Annotated in this window: 17 protein-coding genes and 1 pseudogene; 11 read left to right on the top strand and 7 right to left on the bottom strand. The window is 64.3% G+C overall.

From position 1 onward, the window contains the following. Positions 1-414, top strand: a pseudogene (locus HMPREF3171_RS12365) (IS1249 family transposase); the annotation flags it as partial. 87 nt (positions 415-501) lie between these two features. Here HMPREF3171_RS12365 and mnmA read toward each other — a convergent pair. Continuing rightward, the gene (gene mnmA, locus HMPREF3171_RS08420; protein WP_070484291.1) at positions 502-1587 is read right to left on the bottom strand and encodes a tRNA 2-thiouridine(34) synthase MnmA; all 1086 of its coding nucleotides are present in this window, start codon (positions 1585-1587) and stop codon (positions 502-504) included. 113 nt (positions 1588-1700) lie between these two features. Next, complete coding sequence (locus HMPREF3171_RS12500; protein WP_070484294.1) at positions 1701-1997, bottom strand: hypothetical protein; 297 nt, start codon at positions 1995-1997, stop codon at positions 1701-1703. Between HMPREF3171_RS12500 and HMPREF3171_RS08430 the strand changes: the two genes are divergently transcribed. From HMPREF3171_RS08430 to HMPREF3171_RS08465, 8 genes are all read left to right on the top strand, one after another. Beyond that, positions 1947-3893: a heavy metal translocating P-type ATPase gene (locus HMPREF3171_RS08430; protein WP_070484297.1), complete on the top strand. Its 1947-nt coding sequence runs from the start codon at positions 1947-1949 to the stop codon at positions 3891-3893. The genes HMPREF3171_RS12500 and HMPREF3171_RS08430 overlap by 51 nt on opposite strands. Before the next feature lie 35 nt (positions 3894-3928). Beyond that, positions 3929-4213 (top strand): metal-sensitive transcriptional regulator, encoded by a 285-nt coding sequence (locus HMPREF3171_RS08435; RefSeq protein WP_070452265.1) that lies wholly within the window; start codon positions 3929-3931, stop codon positions 4211-4213. Between the two features lie 55 nt (positions 4214-4268). Beyond that, on the top strand, positions 4269-5381 hold the full coding sequence (locus HMPREF3171_RS08440; RefSeq protein WP_070484301.1) for a sensor histidine kinase: 1113 nt from the start codon (positions 4269-4271) through the stop codon (positions 5379-5381). After that, the gene (locus HMPREF3171_RS08445; RefSeq protein ID WP_070484304.1) at positions 5378-6058 is read left to right on the top strand and encodes a response regulator transcription factor; all 681 of its coding nucleotides are present in this window, start codon (positions 5378-5380) and stop codon (positions 6056-6058) included. Before HMPREF3171_RS08440 ends, HMPREF3171_RS08445 begins: the two co-directional genes overlap by 4 nt. A gap of 83 nt (positions 6059-6141) precedes the next feature. Beyond that, complete coding sequence (locus HMPREF3171_RS08450) at positions 6142-7056, top strand: ABC transporter ATP-binding protein (RefSeq protein WP_070484308.1); 915 nt, start codon at positions 6142-6144, stop codon at positions 7054-7056. After that, on the top strand, positions 7053-7799 hold the full coding sequence (locus HMPREF3171_RS08455; protein ID WP_070484311.1) for an ABC transporter permease: 747 nt from the start codon (positions 7053-7055) through the stop codon (positions 7797-7799). Before HMPREF3171_RS08450 ends, HMPREF3171_RS08455 begins: the two co-directional genes overlap by 4 nt. Positions 7800-7802: 3 nt before the next feature. Beyond that, positions 7803-8552: an ABC transporter permease gene (locus HMPREF3171_RS08460; RefSeq protein ID WP_070484314.1), complete on the top strand. Its 750-nt coding sequence runs from the start codon at positions 7803-7805 to the stop codon at positions 8550-8552. A gap of 22 nt (positions 8553-8574) precedes the next feature. Then, the gene (locus HMPREF3171_RS08465; RefSeq protein ID WP_070484316.1) at positions 8575-9363 is read left to right on the top strand and encodes a spermidine synthase; all 789 of its coding nucleotides are present in this window, start codon (positions 8575-8577) and stop codon (positions 9361-9363) included. Here HMPREF3171_RS08465 and HMPREF3171_RS08470 read toward each other — a convergent pair. The 5 genes from HMPREF3171_RS08470 to HMPREF3171_RS08490 are packed head-to-tail and all read right to left on the bottom strand — an operon-like array spanning position 9360 to position 14402. Continuing rightward, entirely contained in the window at positions 9360-10406 is a 1047-nt protein-coding gene (locus HMPREF3171_RS08470; RefSeq protein ID WP_070484319.1) for a glycoside hydrolase family 25 protein, read from the bottom strand. The genes HMPREF3171_RS08465 and HMPREF3171_RS08470 overlap by 4 nt on opposite strands. 58 nt (positions 10407-10464) lie before the next feature. Next, positions 10465-11574, bottom strand: coding sequence for a cysteine desulfurase family protein (locus HMPREF3171_RS08475; RefSeq protein ID WP_070484369.1), 1110 nt, complete (start codon positions 11572-11574; stop codon positions 10465-10467). Positions 11575-11584: 10 nt separating this feature from the next. Beyond that, positions 11585-12724 (bottom strand): THUMP-like domain-containing protein, encoded by a 1140-nt coding sequence (locus HMPREF3171_RS08480; RefSeq protein ID WP_070484322.1) that lies wholly within the window; start codon positions 12722-12724, stop codon positions 11585-11587. Next, positions 12714-13589 (bottom strand): NUDIX hydrolase, encoded by an 876-nt coding sequence (locus HMPREF3171_RS08485; protein ID WP_070484325.1) that lies wholly within the window; start codon positions 13587-13589, stop codon positions 12714-12716. Before HMPREF3171_RS08485 ends, HMPREF3171_RS08480 begins: the two co-directional genes overlap by 11 nt. Positions 13590-13607: 18 nt before the next feature. Continuing rightward, positions 13608-14402, bottom strand: a complete 795-nt coding sequence (locus HMPREF3171_RS08490; RefSeq protein WP_371327145.1) for an ABC transporter ATP-binding protein — start codon at positions 14400-14402, stop codon at positions 13608-13610. Positions 14403-14541: 139 nt separating this feature from the next. On the opposite strand from HMPREF3171_RS08490, the gene HMPREF3171_RS08495 reads away from it, so the two are divergent. Both HMPREF3171_RS08495 and glgB read left to right on the top strand, forming a co-directional pair. After that, positions 14542-16563, top strand: coding sequence for a maltotransferase domain-containing protein (locus HMPREF3171_RS08495; RefSeq protein WP_070484331.1), 2022 nt, complete (start codon positions 14542-14544; stop codon positions 16561-16563). Positions 16564-16571: 8 nt separating this feature from the next. Continuing rightward, on the top strand, positions 16572-18749 hold the full coding sequence (gene glgB, locus HMPREF3171_RS08500) for a 1,4-alpha-glucan branching protein GlgB (protein ID WP_070484334.1): 2178 nt from the start codon (positions 16572-16574) through the stop codon (positions 18747-18749). Positions 18750-18796 lie beyond the last annotated feature (47 nt).

Consider the following 18796-nt stretch of genomic DNA (forward strand, 5'->3'; position numbering starts at 1 on the left):
GCGCAAGGCCTACAACAGCCTCAACCACCTACTCCGGTCTGAGCTGCTGTTTTGTCCACTTCACCCCACCAGAAGCAGTCCTTGCGCCTGAACGGGTCAAATCCACCACCAACAGCCTAGAAGGCGGCATCAACGCCCAGCCCAAACTGCTCGCCAGAACCCACCGCGACAGATCCGGCGAACGACAACGCCGCATGCTGGATTGGTGGCTCTCCCTAAAAACGGAACTGCCTGACGATCCAATACGAATCGCCAGACAGTCCATCTGGGGCCAGGACCAACTCGCCAAAGTGTCCACCCTGACCAAAACCGAGAACCAAGCCGACCACGAAACTTCGACGACCAACCCTCTACGACAACGCTATCGACACCAACTACACTCACTCAATCGGCATCCAAAAAGGCCAAATCTAACCCCCGCGACACGCCGATCCAGACACACTTTTTCGGCTATAAACGAGGTGCGATAACGAGGTTTGCAGGACCCGGTGGGCCAGAACTCTACCCAGTGGCGCAGATGGTGCCTGAGCCGAGCACGATGTCGCCCTTACCGTCCGGGTCCGGCAGGTACAGCACCGCCGCCTGGCCGCGGGCCACGCCCTCGAGTGGTTGGTGGAGGGTAAGTGTCATCTGGTCGTCCTCGATACGCGCAGTGCACGGCACAACGCCACCGTGGGCGCGGATCTGCACGTTCGCTTCGAACTCGGCTGCTTCGGACATCGCAGGGTGCAGCACCTTCAGGCGGTCGGCGGTGATCTCCGAAACGCGCAGCGCGTCACGCGGACCGACGGTCACGGTGCCGGTGGCCGTGTCCACGTCGGTGACGTAGCGCGGCTTGCCGTCGGCGGCAGGCACGCGGATGTTCAAGCCCTTGCGCTGGCCGATCGTGTACTGGAACGCGCCGTCGTGCTCGGCGAGTTCGTTGCCTTCGGTGTCCCGAATCATGCCGGGGCGCATGCCAATGGAACGGCCCAGAAACGCCTGGGTGTTGCCGTCGGGGATGAAGCAGATGTCATAAGAATCCGGCTTGGACGCGGTGGCAAACCCGTGGCGGGCGGCCTCCTCACGGATCTGGGGCTTTTCCGTATCACCAACCGGGAAGATGCAGCGGTCCAACTCGTCGCGAGTAAGCACGCCGAGCACGTACGACTGGTCTTTGTTCGGGTCGGTGGAACGGCGGAGGTTGCCGGCGTCGTCGATAATTGCGTAATGCCCTGTGGCAATCGCATCGAAGCCGAGCGTCACCGCGCGGTCCAACAGGGCTGCGAACTTGATCTTCTCGTTGCAGCGCAGGCACGGGTTCGGGGTCTCGCCGTTTTCGTACGACCAGACGAAGTTGTCGATGACCTCTTCTTTGAACCGGTCAGAGAAATCCCACACATAAAACGGGATGCCCAGTTTGTCGCACACGCGACGCGCGTCGGCGGAATCCTCGAGCGAACAACACCCGCGGGCGGATTCGCGCGTTTGCTGCGCGTCTTTGCTCAGCGCGAGGTGCACGCCGACGACATCGTGGCCCGCCTCCACAAGACGCGCCGCCGCAACTGAAGAGTCGACTCCCCCGCTCATGGCTGCTAATACTCGCATGTCGGCGCAGTGTAGTCCCGGGACGGCGAAAGGCGAAACGTCCGGCTGCATGCATGGGGACAGTTCTAGACATATACCCCCCTGGGGTATTAACTTGGGAAACAGACGTCGTGCTAGCTCCCCGGCACGACCGAACCGATCACAACCTTGAACTGCAACGAAAGGACAGAACCATGAACGACATGGACGCCCACTCCGGCACCGGACCCGGTGGGCACGCCAGCGATTACGAACACAGCAACCACGAAGGCCATGCCGGCCGCCACCACACAGAGCACGCGGGCCACGGAGAACATGGAGGCCATGACCACGCAGGACACGGTGATCACGTTGCCCAGTTCCGCAGACTCTTCTGGATCATGCTGGTTCTCGCGATCCCGGTCGTCGGATTTAATGAAACCTTCGCCCATCTCATCGGCTACCAGCTGCCTGACGCGGAATGGGCCCGGTGGATCTCACCACTTTTGGGCACGGTCATCTACCTCTGGGGAGGCCGGCCGTTCTTGACCGGGGCGGTCTCAGAGATCCGCTCCCGCAAACCCGGCATGATGCTGCTGATCGCGCTCGCGATCACGGTCGCCTTCGTTTCCTCTTGGGGTGCGAGCCTGAACTTGCTCGACCGCGGGCTGAATTTCTGGTGGGAACTGGCGCTGCTGGTGGTCATCATGCTGCTGGGGCACTGGATCGAGATGCGCTCCCTCGCCCAGACCACCTCGGCCCTGGATTCGCTCGCCGCTCTTCTGCCCGACGAGGCCGAGAAGATCGACGGCGACGAAGTTGTAAAGGTCACCCCGGCGGATCTTGAGGTCGGCGATGTCGTGATCGTGCGGCCCGGCGCGTCCGTGCCTGCCGACGGCACAATTGTCGACGGCAGCGCCAGCATGGACGAGTCGATGGTCACCGGTGAATCGAAAACGGTGCGCCGCGGTGAAGGCGAGCACGTGGTCGCTGGCACCATCGCGACAGACTCGGGCCTGCGCATCGAGGTCACGGCCACGGGTGGCGACACCGCGCTGGCCGGCATTCAAAAGCTCGTCACCGATGCGCAGGAATCGTCGTCACGCGCGCAACGTCTCGCGGACAAGGCTGCTGCCTGGCTGTTCTGGTTCACCCTCGGCGCCGCTATCTTGACCGCTGTGGTCTGGACCGTCGTCGGTGTGCCAAATGACGCGGTAGTGCGCACCATCACAGTGCTCGTCATCGCCTGCCCCCACGCCCTAGGCCTTGCGATCCCGCTGGTCGTCTCAATCGCGACTGAGCGCGCCGCACGCGGCGGGGTATTGATCAAGGATCGGCTCGCGCTCGAATCGATGCGCTCAGTCGACGCTGTGTTGTTCGACAAGACCGGCACGTTGACCAAGGGCGAGCCCACCGTCACCGCGATCGAACCCGCCGGCGGGCGCGATAAAGAAGACGTGCTTGCCCTGGCAGCGGCCGCTGAAGCAGACAGCGAGCACCCGCTCGCCCGCGCCATCACTGGGGCCGCTCAAGCTCGCGATGTGGCCGTGCCGCAGTCCACCGACTTCTCTTCATCGCCAGCCGTGGGTGTGAAAGCAACGGTCAACGACGAGGTGATCGAGGTCGGTGGCCCCTACCTGCTTGAGCAGCATTCCGCCGCGGAGCTTCCGGTCGCCGACGAGTGGCGAAAGGAGGGCGCGATCATTCTCCACGTCCTCGCCGACGGCGAAGTGATCGGCGCGCTGCGGCTTGCCGACGAGATCCGCCCCGAATCCCGCGACGCCGTCGACGCACTGCACGCATCGGGTGCTCAAGTCGTGATGATCACCGGCGACGCGCAGGCGGTGGCGAACACCGTAGCGGGCGAATTGGGCATCGATCGGGTCTTCGCCGGTGTGCGGCCGGAGGACAAGGCCGCAAAGGTCAAGGAACTGCAAGCCGAGGGCCACAAGGTCGCCATGGTCGGCGACGGTGTCAACGACGCACCGGCGCTGGCCCAGGCCGATGTCGGTATCGCGATCGGTGCGGGCACCGACGTGGCCATCGGCTCGGCGGAGGTCATCCTGGCAAGCTCTGATCCGCGATCTGTGCTCTCGGTCATTGAGCTCTCGCGAGAGACCTACCGGAAGATGAAGCAGAACCTGTGGTGGGCGGCCGGCTACAACTTGCTGTCCGTGCCGCTGGCCGCCGGTATCCTCGCTCCAATCGGCTTCGTGATGCCGATGAGCGTCGGTGCGATCCTGATGTCTGCCTCGACCGTCGTCGTCGCCCTCAACGCGCAACTGCTCCGCCGACTCGACCTCACCCCACAGAGCAGCACCGACCGGATACTTAACCGGTCCAAGTAGCCCGGTACCGTCCACACCAAACAAGGAGACCCATAATGAACGACCACGGCTACATCAGCGATAAAGACCGCTACCTCGCTCGGCTCAAACGTATCGAGGGGCAGACCCGTGGCATCCACCGCATGATCGACGAAAACGCCTACTGTATCGACATCCTCACCCAGATCAGTGCCGTCAACGCAGCGCTGAAGGGCGTAGCACTGGGCTTGCTGGACGATCACTTGGAGCACTGCGTCGCCAATGCCATCAAAGGCGGGCAGGAAGCCGAGGACAAGATCAAAGAGGCGTCTGCCGCTATCGCGCGGCTGGTGAAGTCCTAGGCGTCATACCGCAGTACGACGCGGCTGCCCGCGCCGGCAAGTAGCGTGGACGGCCATGAACTTTTCCACTACCCGCGCAGTGCGGATCCGCAATGCGAGCATGGCAGCGTTCATGCTGGTCCCCTGCCTAGTTGGGCTGCTGCCGGATTCGCGGCAGTTGGTCGTCGGGCTCGCACTGCTGGCCTGCGCCGTTGCGGCCCCGTTTACCCGCTGGCGCTGGCCACTGGAAACGTTCGCTGCGATCCTTACGGTGCTCATTCCCGCGGCGTTCTGCGCATCGCTCCCCGTCGGCACAATCGCCGTGGCGCCGCTCGCCGCCTACATCGCCAGGCGCCACCTGCCCGCCCCGCACCGCGACTTCGCCACGGCTGCACTGTTGCTTGGCGACGCCGCAGCCACCGCGTTCATCATCCCCGCGCTCACCGCGCTCGAGCCTGCCGAGCGACTCCCCTACATCTTCTGGAGCATCATTCTGCTGACCGTGGCGCTGCTGTTCGGCGAGCTACGCCGCCGGGCCGAGGAGACCGCGGAGAAGGATCTGGCCCGACAGCGCGAGCAGTTCGAGCGCGATGCCCAGGAGCAGCGCGCCCACTTGGCGCGAGAAATCCACGACATTGTCACCCACTCGCTGACCGTCATTGTGGCGCAGGCCGACGGCGCGCGCTTCGCCGCCACCCCGGAGGCGAAGGACGAGGCGCTGCACACCATCAGCAACGTCGGCCGCGACTCGCTGCGCCAGATGCGCGGCGTGGTGGAGCTGCTGCGCGACCCTGAACAGCGCCCCCTTGAGCCAACAACGCAACTGGACATCGACGGCCTGGTCGCCACCAGCCGCGCGGGCGGGCTTAACGTCGCATACACCGCCGAGGGCACCCCTCCCGAGCACCTGGCCCCGGCCACCGCGCTTACCGTCCAGCGCATCGTGCAGGAGTCCCTGACCAACGCCATGAAGCACGGCACCGGTCACGCCGAGCTCGCGGTGCGCTGGGGCGCAGATAACGTCGTGGTAGAAATGACGAACCCGGTCACTCCCGGCGCGACCACTCGTCCGGGCCACGGAGTGGAGGGCATGCGGCAGCGCGCGGCGCTTTCCGGCGGCACGGTGACCGCATCCGCCACCCCCGCCGGCACCTGGACCACAACGGCAAGGATCCCGCTGAACTCATGATCACTCTCGGACTCGCAGACGACCAAGCGTTGTTTCTCCACGGCATCCGCAACGTGCTGGACTCCCAGCCGGACATGGAGGTCCGCTGGCTCGCCGCGAACGGCGAGGAGGCAGTGCAGACGTGCGACAGCGATCCGGTGGGCATTGTGCTTATGGACGTGCAAATGCCCGTCCTCGACGGCATCGCCGCCACCCGGCGTATCACCCAGCACCATCCGGACACCAAGGTGATCGTGCTGACCACGTTCGACGACGAGGCCTACGTGCTCGGCGGGATTAGCGCGGGCGCGAGCGGGTTCCTGCTCAAGGACGCGGAACCGGAGGCGCTGCTGGACGCGATCCGCACGGTTGCAGGCGGTGACGCGGTGATTTCGCCGAGAGCGACGAACCGGATCGTCGCAAAGCTTGCTGCTCCGACAGAGGAGGCTGTGGCCCTGTCCGCCACGGACCGCCTCGCGCTGCGTGAGCTCACAGAGCGCGAGCTCGAAGTACTCATCGCGATTGCCCGCGGCTGGAGCAACGGCGAGATCGCCGAGCGGATGTTCATCTCCATGCCCACGGTGAAAACCCACGTGGGCCGAGTGCTGGCGAAGACGCAGTCGCGCGACCGGGTGCACGCGGCACTTTTCGCGTACCGGACCGGGTTGGTCTCGCGCGCGGACCTGCTGGATTCCTAAGCCGCGTCATACCTGGGTATCACGCCCAAAATCGTGCCCCGCGCCGACGCGGAAGGCCCGTGCCATGCGCGAACCTTGAACGCATGGAAACACCGATGATTCAGACCCACGGTCTGACCAAAACCTACGGAAACACAGACGTCGTCCACAACCTAGACCTCAAGGTCGCTCCCGGCGTCGTGCACGGTTTGCTCGGTCCGAACGGCTCCGGCAAATCCACCACGATGAAGATGCTGCTCGGCCTCATCGCCTCCACGCACGGCGACATCAGCGTGCTCGGATACCCCATGACGCGAGCGAACCGCGCGCATGTCCTTGCCGGTGTCGGCTCGCTCATCGAAGCCCCCGCCGCTTACCCGCACCTCACGGGTGGTGAAAACATGCGTATTGTCACGCGTCTGCTCGGCGCCGATCCCGAAGCGGTGCGCCGCGCGGTGTCGCTGGTGCGCCTCGAGGGGCAGATGGACAAGCTGGTGAAAAACTATTCGCTGGGTATGAAGCAGCGCCTCGGCATCGCGATGGCACTCGCACGCGACCCGCAGTTGCTTATTCTCGACGAGCCCACCAACGGCCTTGACCCCGCCGGCATCGAGGAAATCCGCGAACTCATCATCAGCCTCGCCCGCGACCAAGGCCGCACGGTGCTGGTGTCGAGCCACCTGTTGTCCGAAATTGAGAAGATGGCGACCGACCTGACCATCATCAATCACGGCAAGCTCGTGTTTCAGGGATCCCAAGACGAGCTGTACAGCGCGCAGTTGCCGGATGTGTTCATCCAGACGCCTGAGGTTGCAACCGCAGTCTCGGTCCTTCGCGCACTGCAACCGAAACGGGTCGAGGGTGGTGTGGAGCTTTCCGGGCTTGACGACGACCACCTCGCCGACACCATCGCCCTTTTGGTCGCACACGGCGTGCCACTCCACCAGGTTCTGCGAAAACGGCGCAGCCTCGAGGACATCTTCATCGGCCTGACCAACGACGAGGCGGCAAGCGCATGATGGTGGAATTCGCCAAACTCAAACGCACCAAAATCGTGTGGCTGAGCCTGCTCATGACGGTAGGGATCGTCCTATTCGCCAACATGAGTCTCTTCGCCGGCGACAACGCCGCCGCATTCCGGGCCAACCCAGAAACCGCGTGGGCGGGACATCTCATCGGATTCGCCATGGCGCTGGCGTTTTTGACCCCGTTGCAGCTTGCACTGGTGGCCAGCCGCATCGTGGATACCGAACACATCAGCGGCGGGTGGCGGCTCAACGCCATCGCAGGAACTCAGCCTGGGACGCTGCTCCTTCAAAAGCTAGGTGTTGCGACGGTGGTAGTTGTCGTCGCAAAGAGCATTGAGTTCGCTGGAGCCATAGCGCTGCCCGTCGCGATGGGCGCGCCTGCACCGCACGGATCCATGCCGGCCACTTGGCTGCGCTTCGGCCTCGGTGTCGCGGGCACCACGCTTGCACTCCTCGCTGTGATGCTGCTGCTCGCCGCGCTTGTCGAATCCCAGCTTGTCGTGCTCGCAGTCGGGGTCGTCGGCGGGTTCTTCGGAATCGCATCACTGCTGTCCCCGCCGTGGCTGGCTGCAGTCAATCCCTTCGGGTACATCGCTGTGATCCTTCCGTTCGGCTTCACTGAGGCAGGGGTTACCCCTTCGCAACCCGGATGGTTGCTGTGGAGCGGCTACCTCGTCCTCGCCGTTGCGGTCTTGGTCGCCGGTACTAAAGCCCTGGATCGAAAGGAGATCTAGACCATGGACCTGATCCTTAACGACCTGCTCAAGCTTCGGCGCTCGCACGTCTGGGCGGTCGCGCTTCTCGTCCCCGCGGTTGCCGTCGCCATCGGCGCCGGCAACTACGCCGCGAACACCGGCACCCTGACCGCCGGTTGGGGTAGCTACTTCTCCCAGGTCATGCTGTTTTATGGGTTGTTGTTCTGTACCGCTGGCATCGCGATCCTCGCCGCAGCGGCCTGGCGGGTCGAGCACCGCGGGCACAACTGGCTCACCATGCTCACTTCGACGCGTTCGGTGGGCAACCTGGTGGCGTCGAAAATCGCCGCGATTGCGGTTACTGTCACGGCGATGCACGCTGTTCTCATCGGCCTCACGTTGTTCGTCGGTTGGGCGTTGGGGATTCCCGGTGCAGTGCCAGGCGAGCTCCTCGTCGCAGCGTTATTGGCCCTGGCACCAGCCGTTGCGGTGGCGTCATGGCAGTCACTGCTGTCTATGGTCATCCGTAGTTTTGCAGCACCCATCGGCATTGCGGTGGTGGTAAGTCTCGTATCGTTTGGCGCACTCGCGGCTGGGGTGCCTGGCGTGCGGTTCATCGTGGCACCTGCGTTGTTGTCGCACACGCTGTGGCTGGGCAGTTCCGCCGTCGCTGCTGCTGGAGCGCTCGGCACTGGCACCGTTACAGGCGTTCTCGCCGCCTCCGCAGCGTTGACCGTGGCTGGCTGGGCGGTTGCTGTGGCCTACCTACGGCGTACCGACGCGCGGATCTAGGCACCGGGTACGCTCACCAGCCATGGCCGCCAAAAGTGAGTTTTATGAAATCGACACCGGTGTCGCGGAAGTCCTCCACGAGCCCGACGGGTCGATGGTGTTGCTGGTCAACGGGGTGCCCAGTTCCCATATCGTGCCGGGTGATCCGCAGCGCCTCGACTTTGAGTACATGCGCTGGATGGCGGACTTTTTGGATACCCACTACCCCGACGAGGCGAAGCCGAAGTCGCGGCTGACGCACCTGGGCGGCGGCGCGTGCACGCTGGCGCGCTACTTTGCCAGCGCGTGGAAGGGCTCGCGCAACACGGTGGTGGAGATCGATTCCGAGTTGGCGGTGCTCGCCCGCGAGCTTTTCGACATCCCGCGCGCCCCAGCCGTGAAGATTCGTGTCGACGACGCCCGCGACGTCACCAACACCTTCAAACCCGCCACCCGCGACGTGATCATCCGAGACGTGTTCTCGTCGGCCACCACGCCGCGGAATCTGACGACGGTGGAGTTCTATGCGGCGGTGCGGTCGTCGATAAGCGATCGTGGCTTCTACCTCGCCAACTGCGGCTCCCAAGCCGACTTGAAGGAGGCGAAAGAGGAACTCGCCGGCATGCTGGAGGTGTTTCCCCACGTTGCGGCGATCGCCGACCCGCCGATGTTCAAGGGGCGCCGCTACGGCAACATCGTGCTCATCGGCGCGAACCACCCCATCGAAGCCGGCGACGTACTCACCCGCGAACTGCTCAAAGGCGCAGTGCCAGCGCAGTTCAAGGGGCTTGCGTGGGCGCGCCGCTTTGCGACGACCCCACGCCACGACTAGTGCTTCAGCGCGTTATCCAACAAAATCAGCAGATCACCGATTTGGTAGTTGCCGACCATCATGTTGCGTAGGTCGTCGATAGGCAGCTCGCCTTGGCCCGCGAGCTGCTGGACCAGACGTGCGATGTTGTTCGCATCCGTCAGATCAAAGCCTGCGACACGTGCGGCGTCGATGAACTGCTGCACACCAAGACCACCCGCGGCCAGTGCAAGGACTGCGACAACCAACTTCGTGCTGTCCTGCTCAAGCACCTTTAACTCGCCGGAATCAGGCGCCTGGAAACGCTCCAACACGCCACCAGCAGCGTTCAAGTTGCCTGCGGCGAACTGGTTCAACTGGCCCGACGTGCCGTTGAACAGGTTCATGTCCACCGGGGTGTTGATGCCGACGACGCGGCCGGAGTCGCTGCGCTGCCAAAACGACAACTTGTCCCAACCACCAACCGGCGCCGGGGGCTGATTCTGGTACGCGGCAAGCCACAGCGGGTAGGACGTGAACGCAGAGGTGTCGTTCATGTGCTCGTACCAGAAGTAGCGGTACGTGTAGATCATCGGCTTTTTGCCCGTCTGCGCCTGCACCTCAGACAGGAAGCGCTGCGTCCACGCCGCAAGCTGGACCGGGCCGAGGCCCTCGTCGACCTCAAGGTCGAGCACCGGCGGCAACTGCGTTGCCGGGCCCTGGTTGATCACGGAGGCGAAGTAACGCGCCTGCGTGACAGGGTCCTCGGCGGGGCGCGCGTAGTGGTAGGCGCCGACCTTCAGGCCGGCGTCGGCAGCGGCTTTGGCGTCCTCGTCGTAGAACTCGTTCTTCCAGCCCTCGCCCTCAGATGCCTTGACGAAGGCGAAGTCCTGGCCGCCGATCGTGCCCACCGAGCGCCAGTCGATGGCCGCACCGCCCGGACGCTGGTGGCCCGCGACGTCGACGCCAGAGATCAACCCAGGGATCGACTGGGCGTCGGCCTGACCAAGCGGGGTGACGGTCGTGGCAAAAAGCAGAGCGGCTGCTGCGGCCGCTGCGGAACGGATTCGGCGTGACATCTGCATGCGGGCAACACTAGTGCACCCAAATCACACAAATCACATGCGACACGCGCGTTGCCGGTTAGAGCGCGCCAGCTGCCCGCGCCTTTTCCACCACGTCCGGGATCGCGTTGAGGAACGCCTCCACGTCCTGCGCAGTGTTCGTACGCCCGACCGTCACACGCAACGCCCCCATCGCCTCACGCTCGCTGTACCCCATCGCCTCAAGCACATGGCTCATGCGCAGCACGCCACTGGCGCACGCCGAGCCCGCCGACACCGAAATGCCCTGCACGTCCAGCAGCATGATCAGCGCGTCCGCGTTCGCGCCGGGGAACATGAAGTGCGCATGGCCCGGCAGCGCGGGCTCTTGCGTTGCGACGACCACCCCATCAACCCGCCGCCTCACCCCCTCAATGAGCGCATCTCGCAGGCGCTCAATCTCACTGTGTTCTGCGATCGCTTCCTCCAGCGCCACCGCCGTGGCGGCGGCCGATGCGACGTCGACCGTGCCGGAGCGGATCCCGCGCTCCTGACCCCCGCCGAGGATCACGGGTTGCGGCGCGGGCGAGCGCTTCGCCAACAGAATGCCCGTGCCGCGCGGGCCACCGAACTTGTGGGCACTGGCCGCAAGCGTGGTCGCGCCAAGCGCGTGGAAGTCCACCGGCACGTGACCTACGGCCTGCACGGCGTCGACATGCACCGGCGTGCCGACGGCGGTGGCGCGCTCGATCGCCTCACCCACCGGTTGGATCGCGCCAGTTTCGTTGTTCGCCCACATCATCGTCGCAACCGCCGCCGGCGTATCCAGCGCACTCAAGTCCGTAACGTGCCCGTCGCGACCCACCGGCAGCCACTCCACATCCGCCCCAGTCTGGCCCAGAGACTTGACTACCTCGAGCACGGCGGGGTGCTCGATCGGCGTGGCAACCACCCGATCCAGCTCGGATGCATCAAACAGCCCACGCACCCCAATGTTGTTTGCCTCTGTGCCCGAGCCGGTAAACACCACCTCGACGGGGTCGGCGCCGAGGGCGCCCGCGATGCGCTCGCGGGCGTCGGCAAGCACGGCATTCGCCTTGCGCCCCGCAGCGTGTTGGCTTCCCGCGTTGAGGGCGCCTGCGTGTTCCACCCACGCGTCGATCGCAACCTGGCGCATTGGAGTTGTAGCAGCGTGATCGAAATAGACCATGCGCCCAAGGTTAGGCGTGCACGCGCGGCCCGCACACATGCGCCACCGCCTGATCCCCAATCCGTGCGATCACCACCGCCATCTGCGCCTTGCCGCGCAGCTTGAGTTTCTTGCGCAACTGGTCCGGATCCACATCCACGCCACGCACAAGAATCTCCACAGCGCCCGCACCGTGCGAGGCCAGCACCTTCTTCAGGCTGCGCAGCGGCACCGCCTCCAAGAACGGAAAACCACTGTAGCCCGCCGGAATCTGCTCGCCAGTCAGATACGCGATGTGCTCATCGAGCATGCTCAGCCCGTGACGCGCTGCCCACCCGCGCACCAGTCCCGCACGCACCACTGCCCCGTCCGGGTCGATGATGTAGCGCTGTGGTGCGGTGGTCTCCACGGTGTCGTCGTCAAGATCTGTGACACGCTCCTCCACCTCGCGCAGGACTACCGCTTCTCGACGAACCCCTCCCGCCAACCCCGGCGTATACAAACACGCCTCTTTGACGCCGCCGTCGACGGACACCACGCTGACCAGACCGTTCCACTCCGAATAGTCGATGCCCGGCGCGCACTTCACCGCCATCTCGCGGCCGGCGTGCGCATCGAGCAAATCCGGCAACGGCGGCAGCAACTGGGCTGGGTCGGTGATTCGGCGGCCCCCGGCGCGACGCGCTGGATCAGCAACCACCACCCCGTCAGACGTCACCGGCCTGAGCGCATCCGCCTGCGCCAGCCACGCCTCTTGCCCCAAGTTGTGCCGCGCCATGATCAAACGAGGCATGTCTAAGTCGCTGCCCATCCACGCAATGCCACGCTGACGAAACGCCGGCGCCTCCGAGCCGACAGAACACGTCACGTCGTGCACCATCTGCGCTCCCGCCGCGGCAATGCGCGCGGCACGTACCCCCGCTACGCGTGCTGGGGTGGCCTGCTGCGCGGCGTCGGCATCGGTAAGCCAAAGGGCAGGAAACTTGCCGGCTGCGGCGCGCCGGGCGGCGATAAGCGCGCTGACGGCTCGGGCGTAGTCGCCAAAGTGTTGGTCCAACACCGCACGGTCGGCGAACACACTCTTTTTGGTCAGGGCGATCTCGGGCTCGACTGCGGAGATCGCGTCAGCGTTCGCTGCGAGGAACCGTGCCTCTGCGACGCTAAATGTCATAGCGTTTTCCGATCCTATCGACTGGTTGAAACGTAAAGAACTCCTCATAACGCTCGTCGTCGACCGGGTCGCCGATCACGGGTGCCAGGCTTGCGCCTTCGGCGGCGTGCAGGACGTCGTCGACAGTGTTAAAGCGGCGCAATTCGTTCAACTGGGCCCACGTCGAAGGGGCAAGGCGCACCAAACCATGCCGCCAGCCGTCAAGGATCAACTGTGGTGGGAACCAGTTCGCGTCGTCTGCCTCCCACGTATCCGAATCCGGCTCTTGGCCCTCCGGATTAGCGGCGACAAAGGTAAACGTGTCAAACCAATTGCCGCTTTCGGACACCCCGACCCAGCGCGCCACCGGCTTGAGCAGGTCCGCGCACACGTTGAGGTTGCTCTCCTGCAACACGTCAGTCAGGGAAAGCTCGTGAGATTCGAGCCGGAGGCGGTGGTTGTGGAAGGGGCGGGCGTCGTCGAGAAGCGTGCCGTCATCGTCAACCGCAAGCAGCGTGCCAGTCTCCTCGAACAGCTCGCGCACCGCCGCGAACAACACCGCGTAAGCCTTGTATTTGGTCACCCCGAGCTGGCGAGCAAGCGAAATCGCGGAACGCCCAAGCCACAACTCGCCATCATCCCAAGCACGCGGCGGGAAATCGCGCGAATCCACCCCGCCGCCCGGAAACACCGTCAGCCCCGGATAATTCGGCATGGACAGGACACGTTCCTGCACCCACACCTCAATCCCCTCGGCGCTGTTACGCAGCAGAATTACCGTCGCAGATAAACGCGCACCGAAAAACCCGCTCTTCTCGCTCGGGTCAATCGAATCGGCCGCGTCGTGTGACAACACGGCCTCGTTGCGCTTCTTCTCCGTCGGCATTGCTCCCACCCCGGCGGTCTACGCCCGGTGCGCACCCCTGCGGGCTGAACGGGCGCGGCGTGCGAAGAAACGCCCGTCAGCGCGCGTCACTTCGATCGGCTGGTGGTAGGCGCGCGAGACGTTCTCGGACGTCAGCACGTCATCGATGAGCCCTTGGGCGACAATCTCGCCTTCGTCCAGCAGCATCGCGTGGGTAAACCCGTCCGGGATCTCCTCGAGGTGGTGGGTGATCATGACGATCGCCGGCGCATCCGGGTCCATCGCCAGATCCCCCAGGTAGGCCAGGAGGTCCTCACGGCCGCCGAGGTCCATGCCGGCGGCGGGCTCGTCGAGAATGAGCAGCTCCGGGTTGGTCATCACGGCACGCGCAACGAGCACGCGCTTCTTCTCGCCGTCAGACAGGGTGCCCCAGCGACGGTCGATCAGGTGCATCGCGCCGACTTGCTCAAGTACTTCGAGGGCTTGGTCGTAATCCATCTCGTCGTAGTCCTCGCGCCAACGCCCCAAAATGGCGTAACCAGCGGAGACCACGAGGTCGCCGACCTTCTCGTCCTCCGGCACACGGTTCGCCACCGCGGAGGACGTCACGCCGATCGCAGCACGCAGGTCGCGCATATCGGTGGCGCCGACGCGCTCGCCGAGAATAAACACATGCCCCGTCGACGGGAATTCCTGCGCCGACGCCATCCGGATCAAGGTGGTTTTGCCGGCGCCGTTCGGCCCGATGACCACCCATCGTTCATCGAGCTCGACCTGCCAATCGACAGGGCCGACGAGCGTGTGTCCGCCGCGAATGAAGGACACGTCGCGCATGTCGATGAGTAGGTCTGGATCTGTCACCAATTCCTCTGTCTGATTCACGTCCCCCATCTTGGCCTATTTCGGCCCGCGTGTGTGGTTGCCCCGCGCTACCCTGGCGGGTGAATCAATGGTCGCTCGGAAGGTTTTGATGATGGTTGCTCGCTTCGGCATCGACGACGTCCGCCCCCAGGTCTCTGGGCGCACGTTGCCGTCGAAGGCGGTTGTTGGTGAGGTCGTGCCGGTTTCCGCGTTGGTGTGGCGCGAGGGCCACGATGCGATTGCTGCGACGCTGGTACTTGTCGCGCCGTCGGGTGCGCAGTACGAGGTGCCGATGCACGCCGAGTTTTATCGGCCGGATTATTGCCATGCGGTGTTTGTGCCCGATGAGCAGGGACTGTGGCGCTATCGGGTGGATGCGTGGAGCGATGTGATGGCGACGTGGCGCAACGCGGTGGAAAAGAAGCTCGCCGCCGGCCAGTCGTTAGCGGAGTTGTCCAACGATATTGCGCATGGCGTGGAATTGTTCGACGCCGCGATTGCTCAGCATGCTTCCCCGGTGCTTGCCTCCGCGCGCGCATCGCTTATCGACGACACCCTGCCCCTTTCCCAACGCCTCACCCCCGGGTGCTCCCAGGAGGTGCGCGACGTGCTCGCCGAACACCCCCTGCGTGAATTGGTCACTCGCGGGCCCGTCGCCGATATCCTTGTGGAGCGTCGCGAGGCACTCGTGAACTCCTGGTACGAACTGTTTCCGCGCTCCACCGGCGGTGTGGATAAAAAGGGCAACCCGATCCACGGCACCTGGGCCACCACCGCGGCGCAATTGGACCGAGTGGCGGCGATGGGGTTCGACACCGTCTATTTCCCGCCCATCCACCCGATTGGCGAGGTCAACCGCAAAGGCCGCAACAACACCCTCACCCCCGAAGACGGCGACGTCGGCTCCCCGTGGGCCATCGGGTCTAAATACGGCGGCCACGACGCCTTCGACCCAAACCTGGGCGGCGAGGACGAATTTTTGGACATGATGGACCAAGCCAACGAGTTGGGTCTGGAGATCGCCCTCGACTTCGCCCTGCAGGCTGCGCCCGATCACCCGTGGGCGAAAGAGCACCCGGAGTTTTTCACCGTGCTCGCCGACGGCACCATCGCGTACGCCGAAAACCCGCCAAAGAAATACCAGGACATCTACCCGCTGAACTTCGACAACGCGCCCGAGGCGCTCTACGCCGAGATCTACCGGGTGCTCATGTACTGGGTCAACCTCGGCGTGACCACCTTCCGTGTAGACAATCCCCACACGAAGCCGGTGAACTTCTGGCACTGGCTCATTTCCAAGGTCCACGAAACCGACCCGGACGTCATCTTCCTCGCCGAGGCGTTTACCCGCCCGCCGCGCATGTACGGGCTGTCCAAGGCTGGGTTTAGCCAGTCGTACACCCACTTCACCTGGAAGGTGACCAAGGCGGAGTTGACCGACTTTGCCCAACTGCTTGTCGACGTCGCCGACGTCTCCCGCCCCAACCTCTTCGTCAACACCCCCGACATCCTGCACGCCACCCTGCAGACCGGTGGCCCGGCAGCGTTTGCCCTGCGCGCCACACTCGCTGCCACCATGAGCCCTTTGTGGGGCGTGTACTCCGGCTACGAACTCTACGAAAACCGCCCCGTCGCCGCCGGCAGCGAGGAATACCACGACAGCGAAAAATACCAACTGCGCCATCGCGACTTCGACGCTGCTCTCAAGCAAGGCAAATCCCTCGAGCCGTACCTGACGCTGCTCAACCAGATCCGTCGCGACAACCCCGCCCTGCAACAACTGCGCCAAATCCGCTTCCACCGCATCGACAACGACAACCTCATCGCCTACTCCAAGGTCGATGCGATTTCCGGCAACGCGGTGTTGGTCGTCGTCAATCTGGACCCCACCGGCACCCAAGAAGGCCTGCTGCACATCGACGCCGACGCCATCGGACTGAGCCCCGGCGCCTTCGACGTCCACGACCAGATCACCAACGAGCGATACACCTGGACAACCGCCGAAACCGGCAACTACGTCAAACTCACACCCGAGAAAAACGTCGCGCACATTCTGCGTTTGCCGGAGGTGTCTCCGGATCGTCGAGAAGCACTCGCGTACCGTCAGATCTCAGACCACGACTACCGCCCCTAAGGACCACCATGAACACCAACCTGCTCATCCCGGACGGGGACCGCCAACGCCTCCTCGCCTGCACCCACAACGCACCCCACGACATCTACGGCTGGCACCCCCACGGCGACGGATCCATCATCCGCGCCCGCTTCATCGGTGCCGAACGCGTCGAACTGCTCATCCACAACGCGTCCCAACCCATGCAGCCGCTTGGCGACGACATCTGGGCCGCCACCCTCGACGACACCCACACCCCCGACTACCGCTACCGCATCACCTACCCCGGCGCCGATCCCATCATCGTCGCCGACGCCTACAACTTCCTACCCACCCTCGGCTCCCTCGACATCCACCTCATCAACGAAGGCCGCCACGAACGTCTCTGGGACGTCCTCGGCGCGAACGTCCGCACCTACGAAACCACCCTCGGCGTCGTCACCGGCACCTCATTTGCCGTCTGGGCACCCAACGCCACCGGCGTAGCCGTCATCGGTGACTTCTGCTCCTGGAACCCCAGCCAGTACCCCATGCGCAGCCTCGGCGTCTCCGGCGTCTGGGAAATCTTCATCCCCGGCATCGGCGACGGCGACGCTTACAAATTCGCCATCCACACCGCCGAAGGCACACGCATCGACAAAGCCGACCCGCTCGCCAAACGCACGTTGACACCACCCGAGACGGTGTCAGTCGTCGCAAAGCAAAGCGAATTCGAATGGAGCGACCACGACTGGATCACCGCCCGTGCCGGACGCGACGCCACCAACTCCGCCATGAGCATCTACGAATGCCACATCGGCTCCTGGAAACAAGGCTCCACCTACGCCACACTTACCGACGAACTCGTGCCCTACCTCGTCGAAAACGGCTACACCCACGTCGAATTCCTCCCCATCGCCGAACACCCCTACGGCGGATCCTGGGGCTACCAAGTCACCGGCTACTACGCCCCCACCGCACGCTGGGGAAGCCCCGACGACTTCCGCCGCCTCGTCGACACACTCCACGCCAACGGCATCGGCGTCATCGTCGACTGGGTCCCCGCCCACTTCCCCAAAGACGACTTCGCCCTCGCACGCTTCGACGGCACACCCCTCTACGAACACCCCGACTGGCGACGCGGCGAACAACGCGACTGGGGCACCTACGTGTTCAACTTCGGCCGCCGCGAAGTCCGCAACTTCCTCGTCGCCAACGCCCTCTACTGGTTCGAAGAATTCCACCTCGACGGCATCCGAGTCGACGCCGTCGCCTCCATGCTCTACCTCGACTACTCCCGCGAACCCGGCGAATGGCTCCCCAACCAACACGGCGGCCGCGAACACTGGGAAGCCGTCCAATTCCTCCAAGAAATGAACGCCACCGTCCACCGCGAACACCCCGGCGTGCTCACCATCGCCGAAGAATCCACCGCATGGCCAGGCGTGACCGCCCAAACCGACGCCGACGGCCTCGGATTCTCCATGAAGTGGAACATGGGTTGGATGAACGACACCCTCGAATACTTCTCACTCGACCCCGTCCACCGCTCCCACCACCACAACGAAATCACCTTCTCGCTCGTCTACGCCTTCTCCGAACGCTACGTCCTACCGTTCAGCCACGACGAAGTCGTCCACGGCAAAGGCTCCCTGTGGCAGCGCATGCCTGGCGACGACTGGAACAAAGCCGCGGGCTTACGCGCCCTTTACGGCTACATGTACTCCCACCCCGGCAAACCACTCATGTTCATGGGCTGCGAATGGGGCCAAACCACCGAATGGGACGAAGCCCACTCCATCAACTGGGACGACCTGCACCGCGACTACCACGCCGGCATCAAGCGCCTCGTACGCGACCTCAACCTGGTCTACCGCGACACCCCCGCCCTGTACTCCCAAGACAACACCCCCATGGGCTTCCAGTGGATCAAGGGCGACGACGCCTCAAACAACGTCCTCGCCTACATCCGCTGGGGCGTCGACGCCACCCCAGTCCTCGCCGTGATCAACCTCTCGGGAGTCTCCCTACCCAACTACCGCCTCGGCCTGCCCGAAGCAGGCGCATGGGACATGCTGATCAACACCGACGAATCAGTCTACGGTGGCGCGGGCAACGAACTGCCGCGCACCGTGTACACCGAACCCACCGAGTGGGACCGGTTCGACCAGTCCATTGAGCTGCACATCCCAGCCATGAGCGTGCAGTACTACGTCCTCCGGCGCTAAAAGCCGAAGAGTTGGTCCATTGCCCCGCGGTTGGTGTTTTTCACCGG

This window comes from Corynebacterium sp. HMSC08F01 (assembly GCF_001807545.1).
Lineage (GTDB): Bacteria > Actinomycetota > Actinomycetes > Mycobacteriales > Mycobacteriaceae > Corynebacterium > Corynebacterium coyleae.

What these genes read in the sequence shown, in the direction of transcription:
- HMPREF3171_RS08445 (WP_070484304.1), top strand. Translation starts at nt 5,378, where the DNA reads ATGATCACTCTCGGACTCGCAGACGACCAAGCGTTGTTTCTCCACGGC.
- mnmA (WP_070484291.1), bottom strand. Translation starts at nt 1,587, where the DNA reads ATGCGAGTATTAGCAGCCATGAGCGGGGGAGTCGACTCTTCAGTTGCG.
- HMPREF3171_RS08470 (WP_070484319.1), bottom strand. Translation starts at nt 10,406, where the DNA reads ATGCAGATGTCACGCCGAATCCGTTCCGCAGCGGCCGCAGCAGCCGCT.
- HMPREF3171_RS08490 (WP_371327145.1), bottom strand. Translation starts at nt 14,402, where the DNA reads ATGCGCGACGTGTCCTTCATTCGCGGCGGACACACGCTCGTCGGCCCT.
- HMPREF3171_RS08450 (WP_070484308.1), top strand. Translation starts at nt 6,142, where the DNA reads ATGGAAACACCGATGATTCAGACCCACGGTCTGACCAAAACCTACGGA.
- HMPREF3171_RS08455 (WP_070484311.1), top strand. Translation starts at nt 7,053, where the DNA reads ATGATGGTGGAATTCGCCAAACTCAAACGCACCAAAATCGTGTGGCTG.
- HMPREF3171_RS08435 (WP_070452265.1), top strand. Translation starts at nt 3,929, where the DNA reads ATGAACGACCACGGCTACATCAGCGATAAAGACCGCTACCTCGCTCGG.
- HMPREF3171_RS08460 (WP_070484314.1), top strand. Translation starts at nt 7,803, where the DNA reads ATGGACCTGATCCTTAACGACCTGCTCAAGCTTCGGCGCTCGCACGTC.
- HMPREF3171_RS08485 (WP_070484325.1), bottom strand. Translation starts at nt 13,589, where the DNA reads ATGCCGACGGAGAAGAAGCGCAACGAGGCCGTGTTGTCACACGACGCG.
- HMPREF3171_RS08480 (WP_070484322.1), bottom strand. Translation starts at nt 12,724, where the DNA reads ATGACATTTAGCGTCGCAGAGGCACGGTTCCTCGCAGCGAACGCTGAC.
- HMPREF3171_RS12500 (WP_070484294.1), bottom strand. Translation starts at nt 1,997, where the DNA reads ATGGGCGAAGGTTTCATTAAATCCGACGACCGGGATCGCGAGAACCAG.
- HMPREF3171_RS08495 (WP_070484331.1), top strand. Translation starts at nt 14,542, where the DNA reads ATGGTTGCTCGCTTCGGCATCGACGACGTCCGCCCCCAGGTCTCTGGG.
- HMPREF3171_RS08475 (WP_070484369.1), bottom strand. Translation starts at nt 11,574, where the DNA reads ATGGTCTATTTCGATCACGCTGCTACAACTCCAATGCGCCAGGTTGCG.
- HMPREF3171_RS08465 (WP_070484316.1), top strand. Translation starts at nt 8,575, where the DNA reads ATGGCCGCCAAAAGTGAGTTTTATGAAATCGACACCGGTGTCGCGGAA.
- glgB (WP_070484334.1), top strand. Translation starts at nt 16,572, where the DNA reads ATGAACACCAACCTGCTCATCCCGGACGGGGACCGCCAACGCCTCCTC.
- HMPREF3171_RS08430 (WP_070484297.1), top strand. Translation starts at nt 1,947, where the DNA reads ATGCTGGTTCTCGCGATCCCGGTCGTCGGATTTAATGAAACCTTCGCC.
- HMPREF3171_RS08440 (WP_070484301.1), top strand. Translation starts at nt 4,269, where the DNA reads ATGAACTTTTCCACTACCCGCGCAGTGCGGATCCGCAATGCGAGCATG.